At 38.5% G+C, this 23,407-nt stretch carries 24 protein-coding genes and 1 riboswitch; of the genes, 4 read left to right on the plus strand and 20 right to left on the minus strand.

Going from position 1 to position 23,407, the window contains the following annotated elements:
- Window positions 1–53: 53 nt before the first annotated feature.
- The gene (locus AC3WJG_RS04110; RefSeq protein WP_098334022.1) at window positions 54–1,502 is read right to left on the minus strand and encodes a SulP family inorganic anion transporter; all 1,449 of its coding nucleotides are present in this window, start codon (window positions 1,500–1,502) and stop codon (window positions 54–56) included.
- Between the two features lie 219 nt (window positions 1,503–1,721).
- Complete coding sequence (gene deoD, locus AC3WJG_RS04115; protein WP_013058711.1) at window positions 1,722–2,426, minus strand: purine-nucleoside phosphorylase; 705 nt, start codon at window positions 2,424–2,426, stop codon at window positions 1,722–1,724.
- A 194-nt stretch (window positions 2,427–2,620) separates the two neighbouring features.
- Here deoD and AC3WJG_RS04120 point away from each other — a divergent pair, with 194 nt between their 5' ends.
- Window positions 2,621–2,773: a hypothetical protein gene (locus AC3WJG_RS04120; RefSeq protein ID WP_013058712.1), complete on the plus strand. Its 153-nt coding sequence runs from the start codon at window positions 2,621–2,623 to the stop codon at window positions 2,771–2,773.
- A gap of 51 nt (window positions 2,774–2,824) precedes the next feature.
- Here AC3WJG_RS04120 and AC3WJG_RS04125 read toward each other — a convergent pair whose 3' ends face one another.
- The 5 genes from AC3WJG_RS04125 to AC3WJG_RS04145 all read right to left on the minus strand — a co-directional run bounded on the left by AC3WJG_RS04125 (window position 2,825) and on the right by AC3WJG_RS04145 (window position 6,108).
- Complete coding sequence (locus AC3WJG_RS04125) at window positions 2,825–3,148, minus strand: hypothetical protein (RefSeq protein ID WP_013058713.1); 324 nt, start codon at window positions 3,146–3,148, stop codon at window positions 2,825–2,827.
- A 246-nt stretch (window positions 3,149–3,394) separates the two neighbouring features.
- The gene (locus AC3WJG_RS04130; RefSeq protein ID WP_028410907.1) at window positions 3,395–4,021 is read right to left on the minus strand and encodes a phosphatase PAP2 family protein; all 627 of its coding nucleotides are present in this window, start codon (window positions 4,019–4,021) and stop codon (window positions 3,395–3,397) included.
- Window positions 4,022–4,256: 235 nt separating this feature from the next.
- Window positions 4,257–5,027 (minus strand): sporulation protein, encoded by a 771-nt coding sequence (locus AC3WJG_RS04135; protein ID WP_337133969.1) that lies wholly within the window; start codon window positions 5,025–5,027, stop codon window positions 4,257–4,259.
- Window positions 5,014–5,835 (minus strand): serine/threonine protein kinase, encoded by an 822-nt coding sequence (locus AC3WJG_RS04140; RefSeq protein ID WP_231504556.1) that lies wholly within the window; start codon window positions 5,833–5,835, stop codon window positions 5,014–5,016. Before AC3WJG_RS04140 ends, AC3WJG_RS04135 begins: the two co-directional genes overlap by 14 nt.
- Window positions 5,836–5,853: 18 nt before the next feature.
- Complete coding sequence (locus AC3WJG_RS04145; RefSeq protein WP_114324454.1) at window positions 5,854–6,108, minus strand: hypothetical protein; 255 nt, start codon at window positions 6,106–6,108, stop codon at window positions 5,854–5,856.
- Between the two features lie 117 nt (window positions 6,109–6,225).
- Between AC3WJG_RS04145 and AC3WJG_RS04150 the strand changes: the two genes are divergently transcribed.
- Window positions 6,226–7,287 carry a DUF2515 family protein gene (locus tag AC3WJG_RS04150; protein ID WP_337133968.1) on the plus strand — a complete coding sequence of 354 codons (1,062 nt, stop codon included), beginning with the start codon at window positions 6,226–6,228 and terminating at the stop codon, window positions 7,285–7,287.
- A 58-nt stretch (window positions 7,288–7,345) separates the two neighbouring features.
- On the opposite strand, the gene AC3WJG_RS04155 is transcribed toward AC3WJG_RS04150, so the two are convergent.
- From AC3WJG_RS04155 to AC3WJG_RS04165, 3 genes are all read right to left on the minus strand, one after another.
- Entirely contained in the window at window positions 7,346–7,516 is a 171-nt protein-coding gene (locus AC3WJG_RS04155; protein ID WP_013058720.1) for a YozD family protein, read from the minus strand.
- A gap of 265 nt (window positions 7,517–7,781) precedes the next feature.
- Window positions 7,782–8,468 carry a germination protein YodN gene (gene yodN / locus AC3WJG_RS04160; protein WP_013058721.1) on the minus strand — a complete coding sequence of 229 codons (687 nt, stop codon included), beginning with the start codon at window positions 8,466–8,468 and terminating at the stop codon, window positions 7,782–7,784.
- 203 nt (window positions 8,469–8,671) lie between these two features.
- Complete coding sequence (locus tag AC3WJG_RS04165) at window positions 8,672–8,887, minus strand: YozE family protein (protein ID WP_098579844.1); 216 nt, start codon at window positions 8,885–8,887, stop codon at window positions 8,672–8,674.
- Between the two features lie 408 nt (window positions 8,888–9,295).
- On the opposite strand from AC3WJG_RS04165, the gene AC3WJG_RS04170 reads away from it, so the two are divergent.
- Together AC3WJG_RS04170 and dat are read left to right on the plus strand one after the other, a co-directional pair.
- Window positions 9,296–10,333: an acyltransferase family protein gene (locus AC3WJG_RS04170; RefSeq protein WP_013058723.1), complete on the plus strand. Its 1,038-nt coding sequence runs from the start codon at window positions 9,296–9,298 to the stop codon at window positions 10,331–10,333.
- Window positions 10,334–10,454: 121 nt separating this feature from the next.
- Window positions 10,455–11,300, plus strand: coding sequence for a D-amino-acid transaminase (dat, locus tag AC3WJG_RS04175; RefSeq protein WP_337133967.1), 846 nt, complete (start codon window positions 10,455–10,457; stop codon window positions 11,298–11,300).
- A 35-nt stretch (window positions 11,301–11,335) separates the two neighbouring features.
- Here dat and AC3WJG_RS04180 read toward each other — a convergent pair whose 3' ends face one another.
- The 10 genes from AC3WJG_RS04180 to AC3WJG_RS04225 all read right to left on the minus strand — a co-directional run bounded on the left by AC3WJG_RS04180 (window position 11,336) and on the right by AC3WJG_RS04225 (window position 23,330).
- The gene (locus AC3WJG_RS04180; RefSeq protein WP_013058725.1) at window positions 11,336–11,614 is read right to left on the minus strand and encodes a YokU family protein; all 279 of its coding nucleotides are present in this window, start codon (window positions 11,612–11,614) and stop codon (window positions 11,336–11,338) included.
- A 14-nt stretch (window positions 11,615–11,628) separates the two neighbouring features.
- Window positions 11,629–13,041 (minus strand): lysine 2,3-aminomutase, encoded by a 1,413-nt coding sequence (kamA, locus tag AC3WJG_RS04185; RefSeq protein WP_028410902.1) that lies wholly within the window; start codon window positions 13,039–13,041, stop codon window positions 11,629–11,631.
- Between the two features lie 67 nt (window positions 13,042–13,108).
- Window positions 13,109–13,957, minus strand: coding sequence for a putative beta-lysine N-acetyltransferase (gene ablB / locus AC3WJG_RS04190; protein WP_337133966.1), 849 nt, complete (start codon window positions 13,955–13,957; stop codon window positions 13,109–13,111).
- A 26-nt stretch (window positions 13,958–13,983) separates the two neighbouring features.
- Window positions 13,984–15,249 (minus strand): peptidase, encoded by a 1,266-nt coding sequence (locus AC3WJG_RS04195; protein ID WP_337133965.1) that lies wholly within the window; start codon window positions 15,247–15,249, stop codon window positions 13,984–13,986.
- Between the two features lie 13 nt (window positions 15,250–15,262).
- Complete coding sequence (locus AC3WJG_RS04200; RefSeq protein WP_028410899.1) at window positions 15,263–15,925, minus strand: 3-oxoacid CoA-transferase subunit B; 663 nt, start codon at window positions 15,923–15,925, stop codon at window positions 15,263–15,265.
- On the minus strand, window positions 15,910–16,611 hold the full coding sequence (locus AC3WJG_RS04205; protein WP_014458548.1) for a CoA transferase subunit A: 702 nt from the start codon (window positions 16,609–16,611) through the stop codon (window positions 15,910–15,912). Before AC3WJG_RS04205 ends, AC3WJG_RS04200 begins: the two co-directional genes overlap by 16 nt.
- Complete coding sequence (locus AC3WJG_RS04210) at window positions 16,612–17,961, minus strand: aspartate aminotransferase family protein (RefSeq protein ID WP_028410898.1); 1,350 nt, start codon at window positions 17,959–17,961, stop codon at window positions 16,612–16,614.
- 108 nt (window positions 17,962–18,069) lie between these two features.
- Window positions 18,070–19,305 carry a dicarboxylate/amino acid:cation symporter gene (locus AC3WJG_RS04215; protein ID WP_028410897.1) on the minus strand — a complete coding sequence of 412 codons (1,236 nt, stop codon included), beginning with the start codon at window positions 19,303–19,305 and terminating at the stop codon, window positions 18,070–18,072.
- A gap of 180 nt (window positions 19,306–19,485) precedes the next feature.
- Window positions 19,486–19,640, minus strand: a riboswitch (cyclic di-AMP (ydaO/yuaA leader).
- 602 nt (window positions 19,641–20,242) lie between these two features.
- Window positions 20,243–21,712, minus strand: a complete 1,470-nt coding sequence (locus tag AC3WJG_RS04220) for an NAD(P)/FAD-dependent oxidoreductase (protein WP_013084690.1) — start codon at window positions 21,710–21,712, stop codon at window positions 20,243–20,245.
- Window positions 21,713–21,929: 217 nt separating this feature from the next.
- Window positions 21,930–23,330, minus strand: a complete 1,401-nt coding sequence (locus tag AC3WJG_RS04225; RefSeq protein ID WP_013058734.1) for an ATP-binding protein — start codon at window positions 23,328–23,330, stop codon at window positions 21,930–21,932.
- Window positions 23,331–23,407 lie beyond the last annotated feature (77 nt).

The following is a 23,407-nucleotide window of genomic DNA, read 5'->3' on the forward strand; positions in this document are numbered from 1 at the left end:
TCGTACAGCTACTAAAACGAAACAAGTAAAAAAGGTGTGCTACTGCACACCTTTTATTTGTTCGACAGCGACGTTATGCCAATTTGCCTTACGATTTTTTTACTGTCTTCATTTAGTCCTTTTACAATAACCTTTTTATTCAATCGCTCGTACTTATCGATAATTTTTGAGATGCCGATCACGGCCGATTGATCCCATATATGAGAAGAACTAAAATCAATAATGATGGTATCCGGGTCTGTTTCATACTGAAATTCATCCATGAAGAAGCTGATCGTGGCAAAAAATAATTGCCCTGAAACCCTGTATTGCTTCATATTGCCTTGTGTTTGTGAAGTTGTTTTGATTTTAGCCATCTTCCAGCCAAATACAATGGTGCTTAAAACAATACCTACCATTACTCCTAATGCTAAGTTATGTGTAAACAATACGATAACCACCGTAACAACCATTACAATAGCATCCGATAGCGGATATTTCGTTAAGTCTTTAAGGGACTGCCAATCAAATGTACCCGCGGCTACCATAAACATAACGCCTACAAGAGCAGCCATTGGAATTTGTTTAACAACATCGCCAAGCACCATAATTAAGAACAATAAAAAGACTCCGGCCACTAAGGTAGATAACCTTCCACGTCCCCCTGATTTTACATTAATCATAGATTGTCCAATCATGGCACAGCCAGCCATTCCTCCAAAGAATCCTGTTACAATATTAGCGATGCCTTGACCGCGCGCTTCCTTATTTTTATTCGAAGGCGTATCTGTAATTTCGTCCAGTACCGTTGCCGTTAGCATAGATTCAAGTAGGCCTACAATAGCCAAAGGAAGCGAATAAGGTAAAATGATAAGCAGTGTCTCCACTGATAAATCAACCTTTGGAAAGTGAAGAACCGGCAGCGAACGCGTAATATTCCCCATATCTCCTACCGTTTTTAAATCTAAATGAAAGACAATCGCTACAATCGTCATCAAGACAATGGCAACAAGCGGAGATGGTATTGCTTTGGTCATGAGCGGAAACAAATAGACGATGAGCAGCGTTCCGGCTACCATTGCGTACATCATCCAATTTGCTCCTTGAAAATGCGGAAGCTGTGCTGTAAAAATTAAAATACCTAGCGCATTTACAAATCCAATCATAACTGTTTGAGGAAGAAATGATAAAAACCTTCCTACTTTCAAAACACCAAGTAAAATTTGAATAATTCCGGTTAAAACAGTAGCTGCAAATAAATACTCAATGCCGTGATCTTTGACTAAGTTAATCATCAATAAAGACATTGCTCCTGTTGCAGCTGAAATCATAGCTGGTCTTCCGCCTGTAAAAGCAATCACAATTGCCATACAAAAAGATGCATACAGGCCAACCATGGGATCGACACCGGCGATAATGGAAAAAGCAAGGGCTTCTGGAATAAGCGCAAGAGCAACTGTCATCCCAGACAAAATATCTGCTCGAACGTTTGAAAACCACTGCTGTTTAATACTTGCCATCATGATGGTTTATCACCTCTTATGAATTTTTTATACGATTTTCGACTTTCACGAAAATCAAAGCCGTTTTTAACGTATCAAATCGTACCATACAATTTCCCGTTTGGAAACAATTAATTTTCACAAATAAAAAGACGAGAAGCTTGATTGCTTCTCGTCTTTTCATTTGTTATGCCGCAGCTTTTCGCTGCCATTCAGCAAATAAACGAAATGAAATTATGTTCATTCATTAATTGCTGCTTCAAGCGCAACAACAATCATATCGTTAAACGTCGTTTGACGCTCTTCTGACGTTGTTTCTTCACCAGTGAAAATGTGATCACTTACTGTTAAAACCGATAAAGCATTACGGCCGTATTTAGCGGCTAGCGTATACAAAGCCGTTGTTTCCATTTCAACTGCCAATACGCCGTGAGCTGCCAATTTTTCTAGCTGGCCGTCTTCATTGTAAAATTGATCAGATGTAAATACACTTCCTACTTTTAACTGAAGGCCTTTTTCAACACCTGCATCGTAAGCGCGCTTTAATAAATCAAAGTTAGCTGTCGGTGCATAGTCAATAGGACCAAATTTAACACGGTTCATTTGTGAATCACTTGACGAAGACATGGCTAAAATAACGTCACGCACTTTTACATCTTTTTGAATTGCTCCGCATGTACCAACGCGAATTAGGTTTTGAACACCATATTCATTCATTAGTTCATTTACATAAATAGCAATTGATGGTACACCCATTCCTGTTCCTTGAACAGAAACGCGCTTTCCTTTATATGTTCCTGTAAATCCAAGCATACCGCGCACTTCGTTATAGCAAGTTACATCTTCTAAAAACGTTTCTGCAATGTATTTTGCACGAAGTGGATCACCTGGAAGTAAAATCGTTTCTGCAATATCACCTTGTTTTGCCCCAATATGTACGCTCATTTCGTACCTCCTATATGTAAAAAATCTTACGCTTTCACTATACCATATTGTATCCCTTGCTTGTCTATTTACTTCTAACATTATGCGTCAAAAATAAAAAGACATACGGCCCAAAAAATGGCGTAGTATGTCTTTTTATATAAGGGTACGCTAATAGCGCAAGGGATTTACTAACGTTAGCTGAGGTGATATGTATGGGGAAAAAGCATCGCAATCGAATTAATTCGCCTAAAAAGAATAATCATATTCCTAAAGAAGCAATTATAGCAGAACATGAAGCCCATGGAGATGAATATTCAGCAACAAACCGAAAAAATGGCCCTGGCCATCATACTCGTGATTATTAAGGGTCAACATATAAATAAAAAGCGGCCAGATAGGTCGCTTTTACCTTATGTTTAACGTACGTGCAGGCGGTTCACTTTTTGCCAGCCGTCTGTCCATAGCTTGTAGTAATACTTTCCTCGAGTACCTTCATCAATTAATAAAATATCGCCTGTGCTGATAAACCTCGCATCACAATCTTTTGGCAAATTATCAGCAATATTAAACATCTGAAATACTTGTGTTGCTGCGTCTTGATGATCGAATGCTGTAATCGTTAGACGATGGACAGGCTTATATCCGCGCTTTTCGCCTTTTTCTTCTGTTTGCATAATGGTTACATCATATTCTGTGCTAATATTAAATTGTTTTTTTATTGTGGTCCACACACTCAACATTCTTCCCTCCACCCAAAAGCAAGTATTTACTCTTTTACGTCATGTATTCTTATATAATTAGTGATAAAATCCGAAAATCCTTTATCGAATCAAAACGTTTTTTGTCGAAATTACTAGTTTTTTCTTATTAAACATGTACATAAAATATTTGTTTCCCATTTTATCATTAGTTGTTTTTGAATGGATGAATCAATAGGCCTACTTAAACAAAATGAAATATTAACGAAAAAAATGTAACCATTGCTCCTATTTTTGGTTATATAGGCGTTTAGAAAAGAGATAGACTCCTAAGGACCAAGCAAGTCCTAAACAATATCCTGCTAGTATATCCGTTAAAAAGTGTACGCCTAAATACAAACGGCTAAATCCAATTAATAAAATAACAATAGCTATTACGCATGCAGCTGCCGTTTTAACGGCTCTGCTTCTTGTATACATCCATATTAACAAAAGTACTCCGCTGTAAAACGCCATTGAGTTCATGGCATGTCCGCTTGGAAAACTATAGTGAGAGGCGGGAACGACTTGACTCCAATCAGGTCTTGGTCTTGCAAAAATCTCCTTCAATCCCCAATTTAAAGCGCGAACTCCCCAAAAAACGAGCGTGATATATAAAGCGAGCAATCCTTTTCGTTTATAAAGAAGAAATACTATAATTGCAAACCATATTGGCGCAGTGACATACCAAGATCCTACGGTTGTTATAAATATGATGATAGGTGTTAACGTGTCCGTCCTCCACCCTTCAATGGTATGAAGTACATTAAAGTCAAGCTGTTTCACCCAAGGTGTATTAAACGTAAATAAAATGAGTAAAAAGAAAGCTAAAAGCGATACAATAAATAGAGAATATTTTGTAGTGCGATTTACCATTTTTTATTTCCTCCAACCTATTAAAAGAAAAAGCATGTAGCGTTCTACATGCTTTACTTATTCACACGTTTTGGCTGAATATAGTCTTCTGGCTTAGGAGCTTGATGAACGACAAATTCAGCCGAAAATTCCTCTTTTATGTTTATTTTTTTCGTTTGCTTTGATTGCGGCATATACCTCTCTCCTTTCTTTTTACTGTCTTTAATATACGAAAAATAAAGGAGAGCTATGCACGTTAGCTATAGCGTGAAATAATATTGGTTAATCTATTTTTCAACTGAGGAATTTCTTTTTCAGAAACATGAACATGAACGAGCGACTCATCTGCATCCAGCATTTCAGATAGAAAGCCGCCAAACCCTCTGGCACGTCGATCTACTTCTATAAATAAATCGTAGTCATGCAAGCCGCTCGGCTGCACGATGATTTCAATTTCATCTACTTTCCCAGCGTACACTCCACCGCTTGGAACAAATTCAAATTCTTGAACAAAAGGAAGTCTTTTTCTCATCCGGCGAGGGGCTTCTTCGCACTCAACTTGGCGCAAGCGAAAGCCAAGCTGTTCCATAGCTTCAATTGCGCTTGTTACCATAAGGTTAGGAAGCACTTTTACATGATCAATATCTGACGGATCAACGGCATCTTTAATATCGAGGCTCGTCGCCACCCAAACCCGGGTTCTCCCTAATGTAACAGGCGTATCATCAGGCAGCTGAAAGGTAAAAGGAATAGATTTCGTTTCAGATGGTTGAATCGTGAACGGGTCGTTAATCTTAAACGTATTGAGCTCAATATCCTGCTTGTATTTTTTATCGTCCCTTTCTTTTACATAAGTTGTGAATAGACGCAGATAGATGCTGTCAATTTTCTGCTCAACATTGCCTCCATACACTTCAACAATCCCTTCAATCTTTTCACCAGCACGAAATTCATCATTGACAAGCTTAGCGTCCACTCGCGCTGCACCAATTCCAATGCGGGCTAACGCTTTATTAAATAGCGCCATACTTTCCCCTCCCTGAGTTCTTACTATTTATATAGTCATAAATATCTTTTTGTAAACTTTTAATGCTTTCATACGATTCATCTGCTCTCAGCATTTTTTGAATGATTGTCTTAATAGGCGCCGACAAATGTAACTCTTGTTCCCAGCTTCTTTCTTGTTTTTCCGTCGGCTCATAACCAGAATATAATAAAAATAAAAGAAAATGACCAAGTGCATAGATATCGCTTGCAGCGGATGTTTGTCTCATAAACTGCTGTTCTTCTATAAGGGTGCTTGTTTCTTCATGGTCCCCTAAAAATCTAGCAAGACCAAAGTCAATAACACAGATGGTTCCGTTAACATCAATAATATTTGGAATACGAAGATCACGGTGAACGATTCCTTGCTCATGAATAGCAGAAACTACGTCTAGAATATTAAGTAAAATGTTAAGCGCTTGTTCTTCCGTATACACGCACTTCTCTTCAAAAATTAAATCTTCAAACGTTTTCCCTTGAATCAACTCCATCACTAAGAAACAGCCTTCATCTGTTTCGATAGCTTCATACAGTGAAGGAATTTGAGGGTGATTTAATTGAGACAGCAATTTTGCTTCATAATGATAAGACTTCAGCCCCTGGGACGTGCGCTGCTTCGTTTTACGGAGCTGCTTTACGACTACCTTTTTTTGTTGCACAATGTCGTTAGTAACATATGTTATACCATAGCTTCCCATTCCCAGTACATCTATGATTTCATAGCGCCCGCAAATGACTTTTCCTTTTTTAAAAGGACGGTCAATTAGCCAGCGATGAAGGTGTTTGAACATTCGATTTTTCACCATAAATCAACTTGAGAAAAAGCTTGAGAAGAAACTTCCGCTTTTACGTTTGCGCTTATAGTGGTGGTGTCCATATTTTGAATGACTGTGGCTGTCATAATATTTGCTTCGCTTATAATCGCTACTGCTGCTATGATGACGAGGACGTCTGTAATGATGATCACTGCTGCTGTAATGACGAGGACGTCGATAGTGTCGATCGCTGCTGCTGTAGCGTCGATGTTTAGATCCAGTTAACGATTCGAAAATTTTTCTGAACATAAAGAAAACCTCTTTTCTTAACATTTGTTACCCTTTATACGTACGAAATGTTATAAAGGTTTCAAAAAGTCCCTTACCCTTTTTTTATATAGTTAAACGTTTCAAAGGAGGCTTAACATGACTTCTACTAACACAAATCCCCTCATTAGATTGGAGGATATTCTTCGCCTGCAGCAGATGATGCAGCTCAAACCTCCTGCTACCCTCCCGCTGTCTTTTATCGGAGAAGACGTAAAATTGATTAAAGAGATTCGAAAAAAAGTAAAAAAAGCTAATCAAAACAATGTTACACGTACCCAAGCTTATTTAGACTATTATCAAAAACATCCCGAAATTCACTGGGCTTTTTTAGCACACTTGGTTTCACGAAACGGCGGCTATTACATGACAGATCTCTCCACTACCTTAATAAAATCCCTGCTTTCTCCAGAAAAACAGCACGCGTACTTCTTGTTTTTAGAACATTCCAATTCCGCCATTTTTCATGATGCTTACGCTCAGCTGTTACTCTATGAAAAAAGCAAAGAACAAAACAGCAATCTGTTTCATTTACTCTCCGCTTTTCACATATCTTCTTTTATGAAAACTGTTTGGAATGACTTTTGGCAGCATAGAAACAAAACACTCTTATCAATAGCTCTGATTGTGAACGAACAGTATCATATCGAAAAAAATGTTCTCTTTAAAAAAGAGTTTCAGCGGGATGTTCTTCACTCTTGGCAGTTTCACACTCAAAACTTTCTCGGTATGACTCAAATCGTCTTTCCCTATTATTCAGGTAATAACATTGATTTAAGTGGCACAAAAGTGTATCATTTCGAGTCTGTCTTAAAACGGATTGAAGTGGGAAAAACTTTATACGTTCTTCTTTTTTATTCAAACTTGCATGATTCTATCTATACATTTAGCCTTAAACACCCCCACACAGGGTCTCGAAGCGATTATAATTCAGATATATTTACAAAAAATAGAACTCATTCCAAAAAGCTGTATAGCCCGACGTTAAATATGAGCTGGGGAGACCGCGTACACCTTTTTTTAAGAAAAGATGAGTGGTTTGAAGAAGAAAGCATATTTTCTCTCCTTGAGTCTATTCCCGCTTCTTCCGTTAAAAAAATTCCTCTTCAGCATCATATAAAAGTGCAATCTGTTATTAAAGCTGCTAACCCTTTTTCATAGCCGCTGTCTCATAAACAAAACGACGAGTTTCCCCGTCGTTACAGATGTATCTATCTTTTTATTCTTCATCTTGCTCATCAATAATGCATTTATCAATGAGATAATCAAAAGTTATATCCGCTAATTCGCCTAGCTCTTCTTCAGCGGGAACATAGCCTCGCTTGACTAGTTCATTGTAAAAGAACTCCGCAATTTCTTCCGTATCAATGACCACTTCGATTTCTTTCACAATATCACTCCTTATCCCGTTTGAACGGATTAGCGTACCTTATTTTTCTTAAAAATAGGTTCACTCCATCTTCTGCTTGAAGTTTTACCTTATACACATTTATGAACAATTCGGCAATAGTATGTCTAAAATTTCAGCAGTTTAAATAGAAAGGTAATTATACCCATTCTTTTTTCATTACCATCGCCGTATACACAATAAAAGATAGCTAAGAGAGATGTAATGATCTATCTCGGCTATCTTTTATTTATTAGGCATCTACCTGCTATTTTCCTTGTTCGGATTTTGCTATCTTTTTTAAATGTTTCAGCACTAAGTTCATGACTTCAGCGTATTCTTCATCTTCAAAAAGCTCATACAAAAATTTATAATCATTGTACACATCTAAAAGACCGTTTATAATCTCATGCTTTTCTTTAGTTAACCTCACTTCTTCTTTTTCAGAACCGTTTTGTTTTTTCATCTTTGGTAGCAACTCCGTCTTTTTAATTTCTTTACCTAAATACAACATATCAACACTTTGAGCGTAATTTTCTGTTTCCTCATGAGGAGTTACGAGAATGAGTTCTTCTTCACTAGCCTCAAGCCATTCTCCATCTGTTACACGTGACAATTCATAGACAATATCTTCCCATGAATCCTCTTTATAACGCCATATTTCTGTTCGAATACCAATGATTTTAAATAACTCTTTTCCATAATTAAAAACCTGGACGATATCGCCGAAGAAAAATTTATATTCAAGCTCTACTCTTTCCTGTACTAATATTTGACCTTCATATTCTTCTAGAAGCTCAATTGTATCTTCTAAAAAAAGGCCTTCACTATGGTTGATTTCGTATACAAAAATCCCATCCATCACTTTTATATCGGTAATAGTGCCAACGGTCCCGTATATTGTTACAACGACTGTTTCACCAATTCCGTATTTAGGTTTTTTCTTCCCTGCCATCGTCGCACCTCCTTAGTAAACATACACCTACTGAAAAGTTACAATATTATATGCAGTAACTAAAAAAGGGGAAGTATAACATCTTTAGAACCAAGCCTTTATTATCTATTGCCTTCTATCATTTTCCCTCCTGCTTAGTGCATGAGCTAAAGAAATAAAAAAAGCAGGCTGATGGATATCCATCAGCCTGCTTTTTTTATTTCTCACGCATTATTTTGATAAAGCTCCCATGCTTCATCAAATACGGTCATACTCGATAAATAATGTCCGTTGAGTTCTAAATAAGAACTCAGTTCGTCATAATCTGTTGAAGATTTCGGGAAGCTATGATCATCATAAGCACTTCGCGCAAACTCTCCCATTCGATCATATTTTTTATTTGATCGGAATTTCATTATATAGTGATAAAAGGATTTCATCGGACTCCCCCTCCAGCGGTATGTGTATCTTTTCTATCATTTTTTCAAGAAATCTACAACTTTCTTCTGCGATATGTAGATGTCGAACACTGCAATATAAGTGGTTTACCGGACAAAAAATATTAAATTCATGTTACAGTTGCAAAACAAATTTCACTATTAGCGTAACGAATAAATATTGTTATATCAATATTTTTCTTTTTTCAAAAAGACATTTGTAACAAAAACACATCGTTTTTATAACAAAAACATTGATTCGACAGGTTTCTCAAGCCTTTATGTAATTGCAAAAAAGAAGAATTCATGTTTTAATTCCGTAGTGAAAGGTTATTCTAACAATAATCGCCATTTAAATAAATCTTGTTGGTGGGAGGTTTACATCAGCATATGTTGAGGAAAAATAATACTATGAATACTCGAAATGCTTACTTTGATAATGCTAAATTTGTATTAATTTTTTTGGTTGTATTTGGACACATGATTTCTCCGTACCGAACAGATAGCAGCGGAATGCTGTCCATTTATCACTTTATCTTTATTTTCCATATGCCTGTCTTTATTTTACTAGCAGGTTATTTCTCAAAAAATTTTCATAAAAAAGGCTATTACAAAAAAATATTTACAAAGGTGGCTCTTCCTTACTTAGCTTTCCAAACTATCTATACCCTATATTATAGTGTGCTTTATACAGATGAAACGTACACGCTTCAATATTTGGTTCCTAGATGGGCAATGTGGTTTCTACTGAGCTTAATTTTTTGGAAATTAATGCTTCCTTTCTTTGCGAAATTCCCGATGTGGATTAGCTTAACTGTCTCTATTTCGCTTGGACTTGCAATGGGCTTCATTGATATTGACGGATTTGATAAAATTCTAAGCATTAGCCGAATGTTTGTCTTCTTCCCGTTTTTCCTTTTAGGCTACTATTTGTCACAGCGACAAGAGCCTTTTACAAATCTTTTGACAGCGCGAAATCGAATCATTGCATCCATCGTATTACTAGTTACATTAATTGGAAGCTATTCTTTCTTAGACGACACGGCTTACACAGATATGCTGTATGGAACGAACACATACGACAATGTGGCCGAATTTTTAATGCGCGTTTCTCACTATGGAATTGCTTTTCTTGTATCTTTTGCCTTTATGGCTTTAATTCCAACGCGCGGTTTTGCTTTAACAAGCATTGGACAGCGATCCCTATACGTGTATTTATTGCACGGCTTCATTTTAAAATGGTTCTTTACAACTGACTTCTCAAAAAGTCTGGAGCCAACGTCATGGGGAATTATCGTCTTAATCGCCCTGTCCATTTTAGTAACGATGCTTCTCGGCAGCCGTATCGTCGATTGGTTCATCACCGGTACTAAGCTCATCGTTCAGTTTGTTACACCTAAAAAAGCCATTCAGAAATTTTCATTAGCTTTCAAACGTACGTTTTCATAAAAGTCATACTCCTAAAGGAGTATGACTTTTTTCATTTTCTTTGGAGAAACCAAGTAAATAATTTCATTTTGCTGAATTTTATGTTAACGTTTTAATATCTAAAGGAAGGGAGTTTTTCAAGATGGAATTAGCATATTATGCTGGAGAGTTTAGAGATATTAATGAGGCTGTTATTCCGATTGATGAACGCGGTCACCAATTTGGAGACGGTGTTTATGAATTTATTCGCGTATACAAAGGAGTTCCGTTTTCAATTGAACGTCACTTAGACCGCTTAGAAAGAAGTGCAAAGGCAATCTTTATCGAGCTGCCGGTTTCAAGACAAGAGCTAAAGGACATCATTCATCAAGCAATGGAAAAATCAACGTTAAAAGACGCTGATATTTATATTCAAGTTACGCGCGGAATTGCTCCTCGAAATCATTTATTTCCCGATGTACCTGCACAATTAGCACTCACAATACGCCACCCTCGCCAAACACCTGAAGAAGCCTATGAAAAAGGCATTTCCACGCTTCTTTTGGAAGACGAACGATGGGCTAATTGCTATATCAAATCATTGAACCTACTTCCTAACCTTCTGGCCAAACAAGCTGCGGCTTCTAAAGGATGTAAAGAAGCTATTTTAGTAAAAGACGGATACATAACCGAAGGGTCGAGCAGCAATGTATTTGCGATAAAAGACAACGTCTTGTTCACGACTCCTGCCACAAGAAAAATTCTATCCGGTATTACGCGCGCTAACGTGCTGGAATGTGCGCAGGAACAAGCCATTCAAATCCGCGAACAAAATATTACTCCTTCCTTTTTAAAAGACGCTGATGAAGTTTTTATTACGAGCACGTCTGTTGGCCTCTTGCCCGTTTCGAAAATAGACGAAGTCGAACTTCCAACTTTCCGTCCTGTTACAGTGGCTTTAAAACACGCCTACAGCCTGCGCACTGCTGGAACAAAGGCTTATCAATAAGCAAAGCCGCCCCTTACAAAATAAGGGGCGGCTTTTTAGAATTTAAAGTAGTTGCGCTTTAATAATCTTGGCACTTTTAATAGTTCATCATACCGAATGGATTCATCAAGTTTTTTTGTATCGACAAGAAGCAGCTGTGTTTCCACTTCTTCTATGATCTCTTCTTCTTGATATGACATCCCGCAACCTGAACAGCTGATACATGGCATATGAGTAATTTCAATACTTCTCGTTCCATCTGGCAATTCCCAGTATGCGGTATTGGTTGTTTCTACCGCTTTTTCTTCTTCGCACCATGCGCATTGAACAGTCATATTACAGGACCTCCTTAAGATGATGGAGCATCGTCGCTTTTAACGTCTTTTTTCAATTGAGCTTTAAACTTTTTATCTTTTAATTCATCTCTTTTTTCACGTTTATCTTTTAGACTTTCGTGAGCACTGTCACTTTCATATGTTTTACGTCTTTTTACTCTCCCTAACCCTTCCGGTACAAGGTTGAATTGAGCATCATTCATAAGACCCGAGATGCCGATGGAAGAATCTTTAGCATCCGATGCTGGATAAACAGCGCGAAAATAATCATCTGCACGCCCAGGCACATAGCTTTCTGGCTCCGGATACGTCGTAATCACTCCTTCAAAGTTTCGCAGAACAACTTTACTTGCGCTTTGACTAATAATATAGTTTGGCTGAACTGCAATCTTTCCTCCTCCTCCCGGCGCATCAATAACAAACGTTGGAACAGCATAGCCAGACGTATGACCTCGCAGCCCTTCCATAATTTCAAGCCCTTTGGAAACAGGTGCGCGGAAATGTCCAATTCCTTCTGACAAATCACATTGATAAATATAGTAAGGACGAACGCGTATTTTCACTAAATCGTGCATAAGCTTTTTCATGATAGCTACGCTGTCATTAATCCCAGCTAAAATAACCGCTTGATTGCCAACTGGAACGCCTGCATCGACAAGCATTTCACATGCTTTTTTTGTCTCTTCCGTAATTTCAATGGATGTATTAAAGTGAGTATTTAACCATACTGGATGATATTTCCTTAAAATGGTACATAAATTTTCTGTTATTCGCTGCGGAAACACAACGGGGGCTCTTGTGCCAATCCGAATAATTTCCACATGGGGAATAGCTCGTAAATTCTTCAAAATATATTCTAAAATGTTGTCATTAATCAGCAAGCCATCACCGCCTGAAATGAGTACATCTCGTACTTCAGGTGTTTTGGCGATATAAGCAATCGCAGCATCTAACTGCTTTTTTGGAACGCCCATTCCGATTTGTCCTGAAAACCTTCTTCGAGTACAGTACCTGCAGTACATGGAACATTGATTGGTGACTAAGAACAAAACGCGATCAGGATAGCGATGAGTCAACCCTGGCACTGGAGAATCTTCGTCTTCATCTAGGGGATCTTCTAGATCATATTTTGTTTTATGAAGTTCTTTGCCAACCGGAACAGACTGCATACGGACGGGGCAGCGAGGATCATCTGGATTCATCAAAGATGCATAATAAGGCGTAATATTGAGCGGAATGGTTTTGGTTGAAATGCGTACTCCTTCTTCTTCTTCAGGAGTTAAGTTAATGACCTTTTTTAAATCATCTAACGTTCGAATTGTGTTTGTTAATTGCCAAATCCAGTCATTCCATTTTTCTTCAGGAACATCTTTCCATAACTCAATGTCTTTCCAATGTCGGGACGGCTTATATAAATCATATAACATACAATCGCTCCTTTATGAAGATTTACTATTGTTATATGTTACAGCCCATAAATTGGTTAATTATTTCTCACCCTTTACTTTTTGACAGATCCTTCACCCATACGTTCATATCTTCTAACGATTTATAAATGTAACAATTATTCGTTAATCGTCCCGTATAGATATACCCAAGCTGATGAAAAGCAGCATTCATTCCAAATGAAAGCGCTCTCGCTATTGTGTATGCACAAAAAATATGCCGCTGTTTTAGCTCCGCCTCTAGTGCGTTTAATAAATGCTTCATGAATCCATACTTTCGATAAGCAGGGAGAGTCGCACAATCCGTTAGTTCAGCATTGTGGTAGACATAGTCAATTTCAGCAGAAGCAGCGCTAACGATATCGTTCTTGTCAACTATGATATAAAACAAGCTATCTTCTTGAAGCAAATTAGAGAGATACTCTTCTTCGTAGAGGGGAGTAGGATACACTGTGAAGATTTGACGGTAGAGCTGAGAAAGTTGTTTAGCGTCAGATGAAATGGCTTGGCGCATGATCAGTTGATTCGATAAAGAAGAATAATCAGATGTCGCCAAATTCAACACATCTTGAAGCAGCTCTGTTTCTTTTAACGTCTTCCCGCTGTCTCGGCGGGATTGAGACGTATAGTAGCATAAAAGATACGCGTCGCTTCCGTTAAAATAGTAGGGAACAGTTGCTTCTAAAGAAAATCCCAAGCTTATCCAGTCCAACAGATGTTCAGCACGTACTTTTATAATCCACTTTTCGTACGTTTTCTTATCAATTTCTTTATATATATAGCTGTAAATATCGTTCACATTTCCCCGGTAATCATCTATTCTCAGACGCTTGTTATATTCATCTAAAAAAAGAGTCATAGCAAAGGTTGGCTGACAAACATTTTCTTGTTTCCCCATTTGTTTGTATCCTCTCCCTTTTTAGCTTAGTCTGCAATACTGCACCAGTCTGCTACAGTGAGAGCAATAATTTCCGCTGCGTCAAGCATCGTTTGAATACAAATATACTCATTCGGAAAGTGGGCCACTTCTGTTACTCCCGGTCCAAAAACAACTGTTGGAATATCCCCTACTTGTGACAGTATCCCCCCGTCCGTTCCCCAAGGAGATGCTTCAATGATCGGCTGATTCTGTTTCACTTGATAAAAAGAGGACGAAAGAGAGGTCATAAGCGGATGCTCCAATTCAATTTCACCGGGAAGCCAGTGGGCCCCAAACCATTCCAAGTCGACAGGGTGCTCAGCAAACCACTCATCACACTGATGCAAAAGTTCAAGCCAGGATTTCATTTCTGCTCTGACATTTTTCATTTTTTCATGCGGAGCAACTCCTATCCTGCCTTCTAATATTACTTGATCAGCGACTGAAGAAGGCCACGTTCCTCCTTGTATATTTCCGATATTAATCGGCACGGGAATGGGAATTTTATTATAGAGCGGATCGGTAATTCGGCTGTTTCTCTCTTTTTCAAGACCCTCAATATGTTTAAGCACCACAGCTGCTTTTTCAATCGCACTCACGCCTTCATACCGAGTCCCTCCATGTGCTGCTACTCCATGCACGGTGACTCGAAACCACATGGAGCCTTGCTGTTTAGGGAAGATCTTCATGTTGGTTGGTTCTGGAATAATGGCACCATCTGCTTTGTACCCTCTAAGTACACAGGAAAGTGTTCCTGCACCTCCGCTTTCCTCTTCTACTACGCTTTGAAAAATAACATCTCCTTTTAGTGAAATATCTAGCTCTTTCAAAGCTTGAATAGCTAAAAGTAATGACACATTTCCTCCTTTCATATCCGTTGCTCCGCGTCCATATAAGTTTCCATCTTTTACAACAGCCGTATAAGGGTCTTCCGTCCACTGTGAAAGATCTCCGGGTGGTACTACATCAATGTGCCCATTCAAAATGATGGATTTCCCTCCGCCTTTCCCTTTTAACACGCCTACCACATTTGGACTATCTCGAAAAGTAGAACGGTTGGAGGCAAAAGCTTCATGGCTGCGAAGTATTTTTTCATCCGGTTCCCATATATCAATATCTAACTGCAGCTGTCGAAGGCGTTCAATGACAATTGCCTGCGCATGCTTTTCAGAACCTTGTACGCTTGCTTCTTCTACGAAACGCTTGAGTAAACGCACTGCACTTTGACGATGCTCTGTCATCCAGTTATGAATAGATTGCTGTATGTTCATGTAATGGTCCTCCTTATGGTATCGTAATCAATTGATCACTCAGGCGAACTGTCGCTTCTGTTGAACTCAAAATATCCTCTACGGTATAAGGAGACATTAACTCTGTTAGAAGAAGCGCATCTTTTTCTACTTTAAAAACCGCCCTATCTGTAATAACTAATCCCACGCAGCCCGAAGCAGTCAGAGGTAAAGAGCACGTCTTAACCAGCTTCGGTTCTCCTGTCTTGCTCGTATGATTCATTAGCACAATGACTTTTTTCGCTTTTTGAGCTAATTCCATCGCTCCTCCCATCCCAGGAACTCGCTTACCTGGCACAATCCAATTAGCTAAATCCCCTTTTTCACTCACTTCTAAGGCGCCAAGAATGGTCATATCGACGTATCCTTTTCGAATCATCGCGAAGGCTGTAGCACTATCACAGTATGAAGCCCCGTGAACGGTAGTTGTTGGATAGCCTGCTGCATTGCAGACATTCTCATCTTCTTCACCCAAAGGAGGCGAAGATCCTAACCCTAAAATTCCGTTTTCAGCATGAAACATCACATGAACAGCGCTTGGTACATAATTAGGAATAAGAGAAGGAATGCCAATCCCTAAATTAACAATCATGCCGTTTTTGATTTCAGCCGCAGCACGTTTTGCAATACGATGACGAATATCTATTCCCAAACCCATTTCCAATTCACTCCTTTTGAAGGGACAATATAATCCACAAATACACCTGACGTCATCACGTTCTCTGGGTCAATGTCCCCAAGAGGAACAATTTCATCCACTTCAGCAATAGTGATACGACCTGCCATAGCCATTAATGGATTAGTGTTTCGAGCGCTTTTATCATAAAGCAAGTTGCCGAATGGATCTGCTTTTTTTGCATATACAAAAGCTACATCGGCTGTGAGTGGTTTTTCAACTAAAAATGTCTTGCCGTCTACTTCCACTTTTTCTTTTCCAAATTGAATAATGTCGTTTTCAATTCCTACATCAATCAGTACTCCTCCGAGTCCAACTCCTCCCGCTCGAATCCGTTCAGCAAGCGTTCCTTGAGGAGAAAACTCAACTTTCAGCTTTTCTTCTGTCATCAGCGTTCCAGCCACTGGGTTCGATCCAATATGAGAAGCGATCAGCTTTTGAATTCTTCCTTGGCTTACCAATTTTCCCGCACCAATATGAGGAAAGCCTGAATCATTACATATCAATGTAAAATTTGATTTTCCGCTTTCAATAAGACCGTCAATGAGAGAAGGCGGGCTGCCTACTCCTCCAAACCCTCCTATCATCAGCGTAGCAGCATGATCCACGTATTCAATCGCTTGTTCCACAGTTGTAATCTTTTGAAATGAGTTTTCGACCTTTGTCACTCATTCCACCTCATTTCCCTGTTTTTCATTTTGCACTTCATGCAATGTTTTCGAAAGCAGATCGACCGCTTCATCAAGTTGACGATGAGTAATCGTAAATGGTGGCGCAATAATAATACCGTCTCCTTCGACTCCGTCTGTTCCTGCTTGCGAAGGATAAAGGAGAAGACCATTTTTTTGGGCTTTACTTATTACGCGCGCCGTCATATTTTCAGAGGATGAAAAAGGCTCCTTCGTTTTTGGATTTTGCACAAGCTCAAGACCAACTAATAAGCCTTTACCACGTATGTCCCCAATGATAGGGTAAAGAAGCTGAAGTTTCTTCAATTTCCCTACTAAATAGTCTCCTTTCAGCGCTGCTTCTTGAACAAGATCATGCTTTTCAATATAGCTTAAAACAGCTATCCCTACAGCGGATGACAGCGGATTAGCGCTTAGCGTATGTCCGCTCATAATTAATTTGGATCCGTTCATAATAGGTTCAATCGTTTTGCTGCTAGCTAACGTAACGGCTATTGGTGTATATCCTGCTCCCACTCCTTTTCCAAGCGTCATAATGTCTGGTTTAACTCCCCAGTGCTCATATGCAAACATCACGCCTGTACGCCCAACTCCCGTCATGACTTCATCCGCAATCCATAACACATCATATTTATCACAAATTTCTCTTATCACTTCATAATAGCCAGGAGGAGGTGTAAGGGCTGCTCCGGCTGCTCCTACAATGGGCTCGGTAATAAAAGCAGCAATATGTTCAGGGCCGGTTCGTTTGATAACTGTTTCCAATTCGTGTGCACAAGCAAGATTACAGGATGGATAGGTTTGATGAAACGGACATCGATAGCAATAAGGAGGCGAAACCGAAGGATAATCTTCAAGCAAAGACGAAAAGCGTTTTCGTCTTCCAACGTGCCCTGACATAGACAGAGCTCCTATTGTAATACCGTGATAGCTCATCCAGCGTGACAAAACCTTTGTTTTGGTTGGCTTTCCTTGCTCTTGAAAATGCTGAATGGCCGTTTTCATAGCCGTTTCAGTCGCTTCTGTCCCGCTGTTAACAAAAAAGCTCCACTGGAAATGATTGCTGCTTAATTCACATAGTTTCTTAGCTAAGGCTTCTGTTGGATCACTTGTAAACTGCGACCGATATACAAACGCAACTTTCTGTGCCTGATCGGTCATCGCATCAATAATTTCTTTTACGCCGTGTCCGATACTTGCTGTAACTGCCCCCGACGAAGCATCTATGTACCTTTTTCCATCTTGGTCGTACAAATAAATTCCTTTTCCATATGAAATAACCGGGTAGTCGTCGTCGAGCAGCGGCTTTATTACATGAGTTTTATTCATTTCCGCACTCTCCTTTCAAACATACACTCTTATTAAACTGTATGCTGAAACGAAGAGTTTCTTGCCAATAAAAAAAGCCCTAGCATATAGCTAGAGCTTTTACGCTTATTAAGCTGATTGCGTTACAGATTTATCGATACGCTTTGCTTCTGACTCAGCCACAATAACGGCACACGCAGCGTCTCCCGTAATATTTACAGATGTACGAAGCATGTCAAGCAAGCGATCAATTCCAATAATCAATCCGATACCTGCTACAGGCAAGCCAACCGAACTCAATACCATTGCTAGCATAATGAGACCAACTCCCGGCACACCTGCTGTACCAATACTAGCAAGCACCGCTGTCAATACAACCGTCACAAGAGCACCCAGCGACAGGTCAACACCGTATACTTGTGCAATAAAAATAGTCGCTACACCTTGCATAATTGCCGTCCCGTCCATGTTAATGGTAGCACCTAACGGCTGAACAAAACTGCTGATGGACTCCGGGACACGAAGGTTTTTTTGAGCCACATTCATTGAAATCGGAAGCGTTGCATTACTGCTCGATGTACTGAATCCAACTGTCATCGCAGGAGCAAAACCTTTAAAAAATTCAATAGGGTTACGTCTCGCCATAAGAGCGACTGATCCTCCATATGTTACAATCGAATGGATAAACAGTGCGAGCACGACTACAATCATGTACAGCCCCATCGCTTTAATTGCCTCCCAGCCTTGACTTCCAACCGCGGTTGCAAGAAGTCCAAATGTTCCGTAAGGAGCAAACTTCATCACTAGATTTACAAGATACATCATCAATTCATTGCCTTGCTCAAGTAAATTGTAAAGCCCTTTTGTTTTATTTCCAAGCATCGTAATACCAAAACCGATAAAGATAGAGAAAACGATAAGTTGAAGCATATTCCCTTCAGCCATCGCTTGGATTGGGTTGACTGGAATCATATTTAAGAATGTCTCTCCAACCGGCGGTGCTTTTTCGGCTTCAAAAGAAGCGTTTTTTGTATCAAAAGATCCAAACGTACCCGGTTTAATTGCATACGCTAAAATTAAACCAATAATAATAGCAACGGTTGTTGTAACTAGGAAGTAGGAAACTGTTTTAGCCCCGATTCTTCCTAGTTTTTTAGGATCTCCTAAACCTGCTACACCTAACGTGATAGAGAAAAACACAATTGGTACAACAAGCATTTTAATTAAGCTTAAGAAAATTTGGCCAAGCGGTGTAAACAAGTACTTGTCCAGCGGAGCAAAAGCACTTGGAGCAAAAGCATTGATCAACACTCCCACAACAGCACCAGCAATTAGCGCGATAATAATCTTTGTCGATAGCTTCATAGATTTACCTCCCGTAAATAAATTATATTAGAATGATTCTAACTACCATACTTATTTTACCATGCATTGAGAGCGGTAACACTCAAAATATACAATATATTAAAAATTTTCAGATTAATAGTTTAAGAATATTTTTATCTATACAAAAAACCATGAGAATATCATGGTTTCATAGACCTGTTATTCCCTCACTGAATGCTTACGGAGTTAGCTGTCGGATTCGGGTACGTGAGTTACCCTACTTGATTTATTCAAGATTCACCCCAAGTACACTACGCACAAATATGGGTCCCCCGTTCTCTTATAAAACAAAAGAGATTAAGCAAATAATTTTCTTTAATATTTTTGCATGATAATAATTCTTACTTTAATTAAAATTCATTTTATATGTTTCTGTCAAGTTTTTATTCAAAAATAATGCAGGATTTTATCATAAAAAGTTGAGCATTGTTATATTTTAAAATATTTACATCATATTCCAATAAACCACAAACAGTTATTTAACAAGACTTAAAATCTAATGGATAAAAAATTAATTCAAAAAATAGTTTGTAAAGTGAACTTTCTTTTCATTAAATCACATTCATAAATTTGCATAATTATTCTAATATCCGCGTACTTTACTGCTTTCATAAATATTTTACTCAACAAAAAATAACTCTTTCCAACTGTTGATTTTATCCTTGTATTGCTTGATATAAATTCTCTGAAATTTCACTGAATTTGTTGATAGAAATAAATGGACATTGTCAATTCGCCTTATTCTATTTAATTCTGCTCACGATAGAAATATGGATGCCGTAATACCTTTTAAAAAAGAGCGAGTAATTATCATATAAAACTATCGGAGTTGGAGGGGTATAAGTTCTTTACTTTTTACTTATTCGCTTTCGTTATTTAACACATATAAAAAAAGAGGCCGTGACGGCCTCTTTTTTTATACAGTAACAGGTTCAGAACTTGCTTTACGATTCTTTAATTTTTCAACAATGTCACGCGCTACCCACACACCGCACGCACTTGCCTGCGCGAGTCCTCGCGTAATACCAGCTCCGTCTCCTCCCACGTATAAACCGGAAATTTCAGTTTCAAACTTATCATTTAACTTCGGACGGGCTGAGTAAAATTTCGCTTCCACACCGTAAAACAGCGTATGTTCAGATGCTAACCCAGGCGTTACATGATCCAGTGCTTCTGTCATTTCAATTAAGCTTTTCATCGTATTGTAAGGAAGCACTAAGCCTAAGTCACCCGGTACAGCTTCTTTTAACGTTGGTTCTAAAAAGCCCTCTTTAATTCGAGTCGCTGTTGAACGACGGCCCTTTAAAATATCTCCATACTTTTGAACAACTAAGCCCCCGTTTGACAGCATATTAGCTAATCTTGATACTTCGTGCGCATATTCGTTCGGCTGATCAAATGGATCCGAAAATTTATGAGAAACAAGCAGCGCAAAGTTCGTATTTTGACTTCCAAGCTTCGGATCTTTGTATGCGTGTCCATTTGCTAACATAATACCTGAATGATTCTCTACTACCACATGTCCTGAAGGATTGCTGCAAAACGTTCTAACTCTTGTACCTACGGACGTATTGTAAATGAATTTCCCTTCGTACAAGTGCTTGTTGATTTCTTCCATAACAACGTTGGATGTTTCTACTCGAACGCCGATGTCCACTTGATTGTTAATCATTTTTAAACGACGTTTTTTTAGTAAGTCGCTCATCCACTTCGAGCCGTCTCGACCTGGTGAAACCACCACTTTATCAGCCGTAATTCTTTCACCATTTTTCAATTCAATACCGCGCACGATATGCTGACCATCTTCTTTTTCTGTTATTAAATCGGCTACTTCCGTTTTATACTGCATATCAATTTTTTCTTTTAAATATTCATAAATGCTTTTTAAAATTTCTAAATTTTGCTCTGTTCCTAAATGACGCACTTGGGCACGCAATAGCTTTAATCCTGCTGCGTATCCGCGTTTTTCAATTTCACGAACTTTATCAGTTAACGGATCCGTAATCGTATCGGTTGCTCCGTGTTTTAAATTAATTTCATCCACGTATTTAATTAAATCTACCACCTGTGATTCAGACAGATAATCCGTCATCCAGCCTCCAAATTCACTTGTGATATTAAATTTTCCATCTGAATATGCGCCGGCTCCACCGAAACCATTTGTGATAGAACAAGCAGGCAAACAGCCAGCAAACTCTTTTTTGCCAACCGCAGGCGGACATTTTTCAATTTTTTTCTGAAGAATCGGACAATTACGTCGATAGATATCGTGTCCTTTATCGATTAATAAAATAGTTGCTTCCGGTAATTTTAACGTTAACTCATAGCAAGTAAAAATCCCAGCGGGTCCTGCCCCTACCACAATAACATCATAATTTGAGTTCATTGTACATTCTCCCATCATCTTTTTTCTTCGGGTAAAAGATAAAAGTTATTGACCGAATTTTCTTTTTTTATTATCATTCGGTTATTTTCTAGCCATTTGATAATATATCAAAAACAAACCCTTTAGTCAACAATATACACGAACATTAAAATAAAAAAATAAAAAAACATTCGCTTTTATTTCGATCAAATAAAAACCAGTGAACGAATAGCAAGCGCTATGAAATGTTCACTGGTTCTTTAATATACGGAAGAGCAATTTCTACTTTTGTTCCTACTCCTACTTTACTCGCAAATGAAATATGCCCTTGATGCTGTTCGATTATTCGGTAGCTAATCATTAACCCTAGCCCCGTTCCTGTTTGTTTCGTAGAATAAAACGGTTCACCTAGCCGGGCTAAAGATTGCTCATCAATTCCACAGCCTTCATCCTCGATAATGACCATGCCGTATTCATTTCTTTTCTCAACGGTGACTTTAACTGTACCTTTGCTCATTGACTCAAGCGCATTTTGAATTAAATTAATAAAAACTTGTTTAAGCGCATTTTCTTCACAAAAGATTGTAATCTCATCACTAATTTCATTAATAATACGACAGTTTTTATAATTGGCGTGTGTATCTAATAGTAATGTCACGTGACGGATGATTTGATTGAGACTTTTTGGGTGGTATGAATTTTCAATTTTAGGCTTGGCCAGCGTTAAAAATTCTTGAATAATGGATTCGACGCGATTCAATTCTTCAAGCATAATATCATTGTATTCTTCATTATACTGTTTTGATGCTTTTAACAGCTGAATAAACCCTTTAATCGCCGTCATTGGATTACGAATTTCATGTGCTACTCCTGCCGCTAACTTGCTCACCATTGTAAGCTTTTCAGATTTGCTTGCCATTTCATCATATTTTTTTCGATCCGTTACGTCGCGAATAATATACTGAATGGCATCCTGTCCTTCAAACTTAATTTTGGTTGCCGAAGATTCAATAATGACGACTCCTTTTTTAGTCAATAGTTTCACATCAACACGCGGCCTCACCGACATTCCGTTCATTAGCTGAACCATTCGTTCTTTTACGATTTCTAAATGTTCGGGATGAATAAAATGAAGCCAAGGACGCCCGATATACTCTTCTTTTTTCTCTCCGCCAAGAAGTTTAACACCAGCGGGATTCAAATATTGAATTCTGCCTTCTCTTGTTACAATAAATGCATCTTGGCTTTGCTGGACAAACTGCTTATATTGCTTCATTTTCCGAATGACTTCCTCTTGCTTTTCAATACTTGAGGAAAACTCTTTCCACTGAACAACTAAGAGCGGAATATCCCCTTCCGTGCGCTGAATATGGATGTGCATCGGAAACTGCTGATCTACTTTTTTCTTAAGTAAAACAACTTCTTCCTCTTGCTTTCTTAACGGTTCCACTTCATGCTTTTCAATAAAAAAGCGATTTGGCTCTTCAAATACATTACAGGAAAGAAGTCGTTCCTCCGTCGTTTTAAAAAGGTGGCAGCACGCTTCATTTAAAATTTGGATATCTCCATCCATATTCATTACGAGCATTGGTGTAAATGACATTGAAAATAGCTGTTGAAATACTTTTTCCTTTTCCATATATTCACCTTCGCTTATTGAGTTACTAGCTATAGTATAATATGGTAAATGTTGATTTGGCAAAATTTTTTTATTAT

The organism is Priestia sp. FW507-14D1A (assembly GCF_058781295.1).

Excerpts from the sequence above, each read along its gene's own strand:
- ablB (WP_337133966.1), bottom strand. The coding sequence starts at position 13,957 with ATGGGGAAACAAGAAAATGTTTGTCAGCCAACCTTTGCTATGACTCTT.
- AC3WJG_RS04130 (WP_028410907.1), bottom strand. The coding sequence starts at position 4,021 with ATGGTAAATCGCACTACAAAATATTCTCTATTTATTGTATCGCTTTTA.
- AC3WJG_RS04210 (WP_028410898.1), bottom strand. The coding sequence starts at position 17,961 with ATGAATAAAACTCATGTAATAAAGCCGCTGCTCGACGACGACTACCCG.
- AC3WJG_RS04135 (WP_337133969.1), bottom strand. The coding sequence starts at position 5,027 with ATGGCGCTATTTAATAAAGCGTTAGCCCGCATTGGAATTGGTGCAGCG.
- AC3WJG_RS04170 (WP_013058723.1), top strand. The coding sequence starts at position 9,296 with ATGAATACTCGAAATGCTTACTTTGATAATGCTAAATTTGTATTAATT.
- AC3WJG_RS04120 (WP_013058712.1), top strand. The coding sequence starts at position 2,621 with ATGGGGAAAAAGCATCGCAATCGAATTAATTCGCCTAAAAAGAATAAT.
- dat (WP_337133967.1), top strand. The coding sequence starts at position 10,455 with ATGGAATTAGCATATTATGCTGGAGAGTTTAGAGATATTAATGAGGCT.
- AC3WJG_RS04200 (WP_028410899.1), bottom strand. The coding sequence starts at position 15,925 with ATGGGTTTGGGAATAGATATTCGTCATCGTATTGCAAAACGTGCTGCG.
- AC3WJG_RS04215 (WP_028410897.1), bottom strand. The coding sequence starts at position 19,305 with ATGAAGCTATCGACAAAGATTATTATCGCGCTAATTGCTGGTGCTGTT.
- AC3WJG_RS04195 (WP_337133965.1), bottom strand. The coding sequence starts at position 15,249 with ATGAACATACAGCAATCTATTCATAACTGGATGACAGAGCATCGTCAA.
- AC3WJG_RS04165 (WP_098579844.1), bottom strand. The coding sequence starts at position 8,887 with ATGAAATCCTTTTATCACTATATAATGAAATTCCGATCAAATAAAAAA.
- yodN (WP_013058721.1), bottom strand. The coding sequence starts at position 8,468 with ATGGCAGGGAAGAAAAAACCTAAATACGGAATTGGTGAAACAGTCGTT.
- kamA (WP_028410902.1), bottom strand. The coding sequence starts at position 13,041 with ATGTTATATGATTTATATAAGCCGTCCCGACATTGGAAAGACATTGAG.
- AC3WJG_RS04180 (WP_013058725.1), bottom strand. The coding sequence starts at position 11,614 with ATGACTGTTCAATGCGCATGGTGCGAAGAAGAAAAAGCGGTAGAAACA.
- AC3WJG_RS04125 (WP_013058713.1), bottom strand. The coding sequence starts at position 3,148 with ATGTTGAGTGTGTGGACCACAATAAAAAAACAATTTAATATTAGCACA.
- deoD (WP_013058711.1), bottom strand. The coding sequence starts at position 2,426 with ATGAGCGTACATATTGGGGCAAAACAAGGTGATATTGCAGAAACGATT.
- AC3WJG_RS04145 (WP_114324454.1), bottom strand. The coding sequence starts at position 6,108 with ATGTTCAGAAAAATTTTCGAATCGTTAACTGGATCTAAACATCGACGC.
- AC3WJG_RS04110 (WP_098334022.1), bottom strand. The coding sequence starts at position 1,502 with ATGATGGCAAGTATTAAACAGCAGTGGTTTTCAAACGTTCGAGCAGAT.
- AC3WJG_RS04225 (WP_013058734.1), bottom strand. The coding sequence starts at position 23,330 with ATGGAAAAGGAAAAAGTATTTCAACAGCTATTTTCAATGTCATTTACA.
- AC3WJG_RS04220 (WP_013084690.1), bottom strand. The coding sequence starts at position 21,712 with ATGAACTCAAATTATGATGTTATTGTGGTAGGGGCAGGACCCGCTGGG.
- AC3WJG_RS04150 (WP_337133968.1), top strand. The coding sequence starts at position 6,226 with ATGACTTCTACTAACACAAATCCCCTCATTAGATTGGAGGATATTCTT.
- AC3WJG_RS04140 (WP_231504556.1), bottom strand. The coding sequence starts at position 5,835 with ATGTTCAAACACCTTCATCGCTGGCTAATTGACCGTCCTTTTAAAAAA.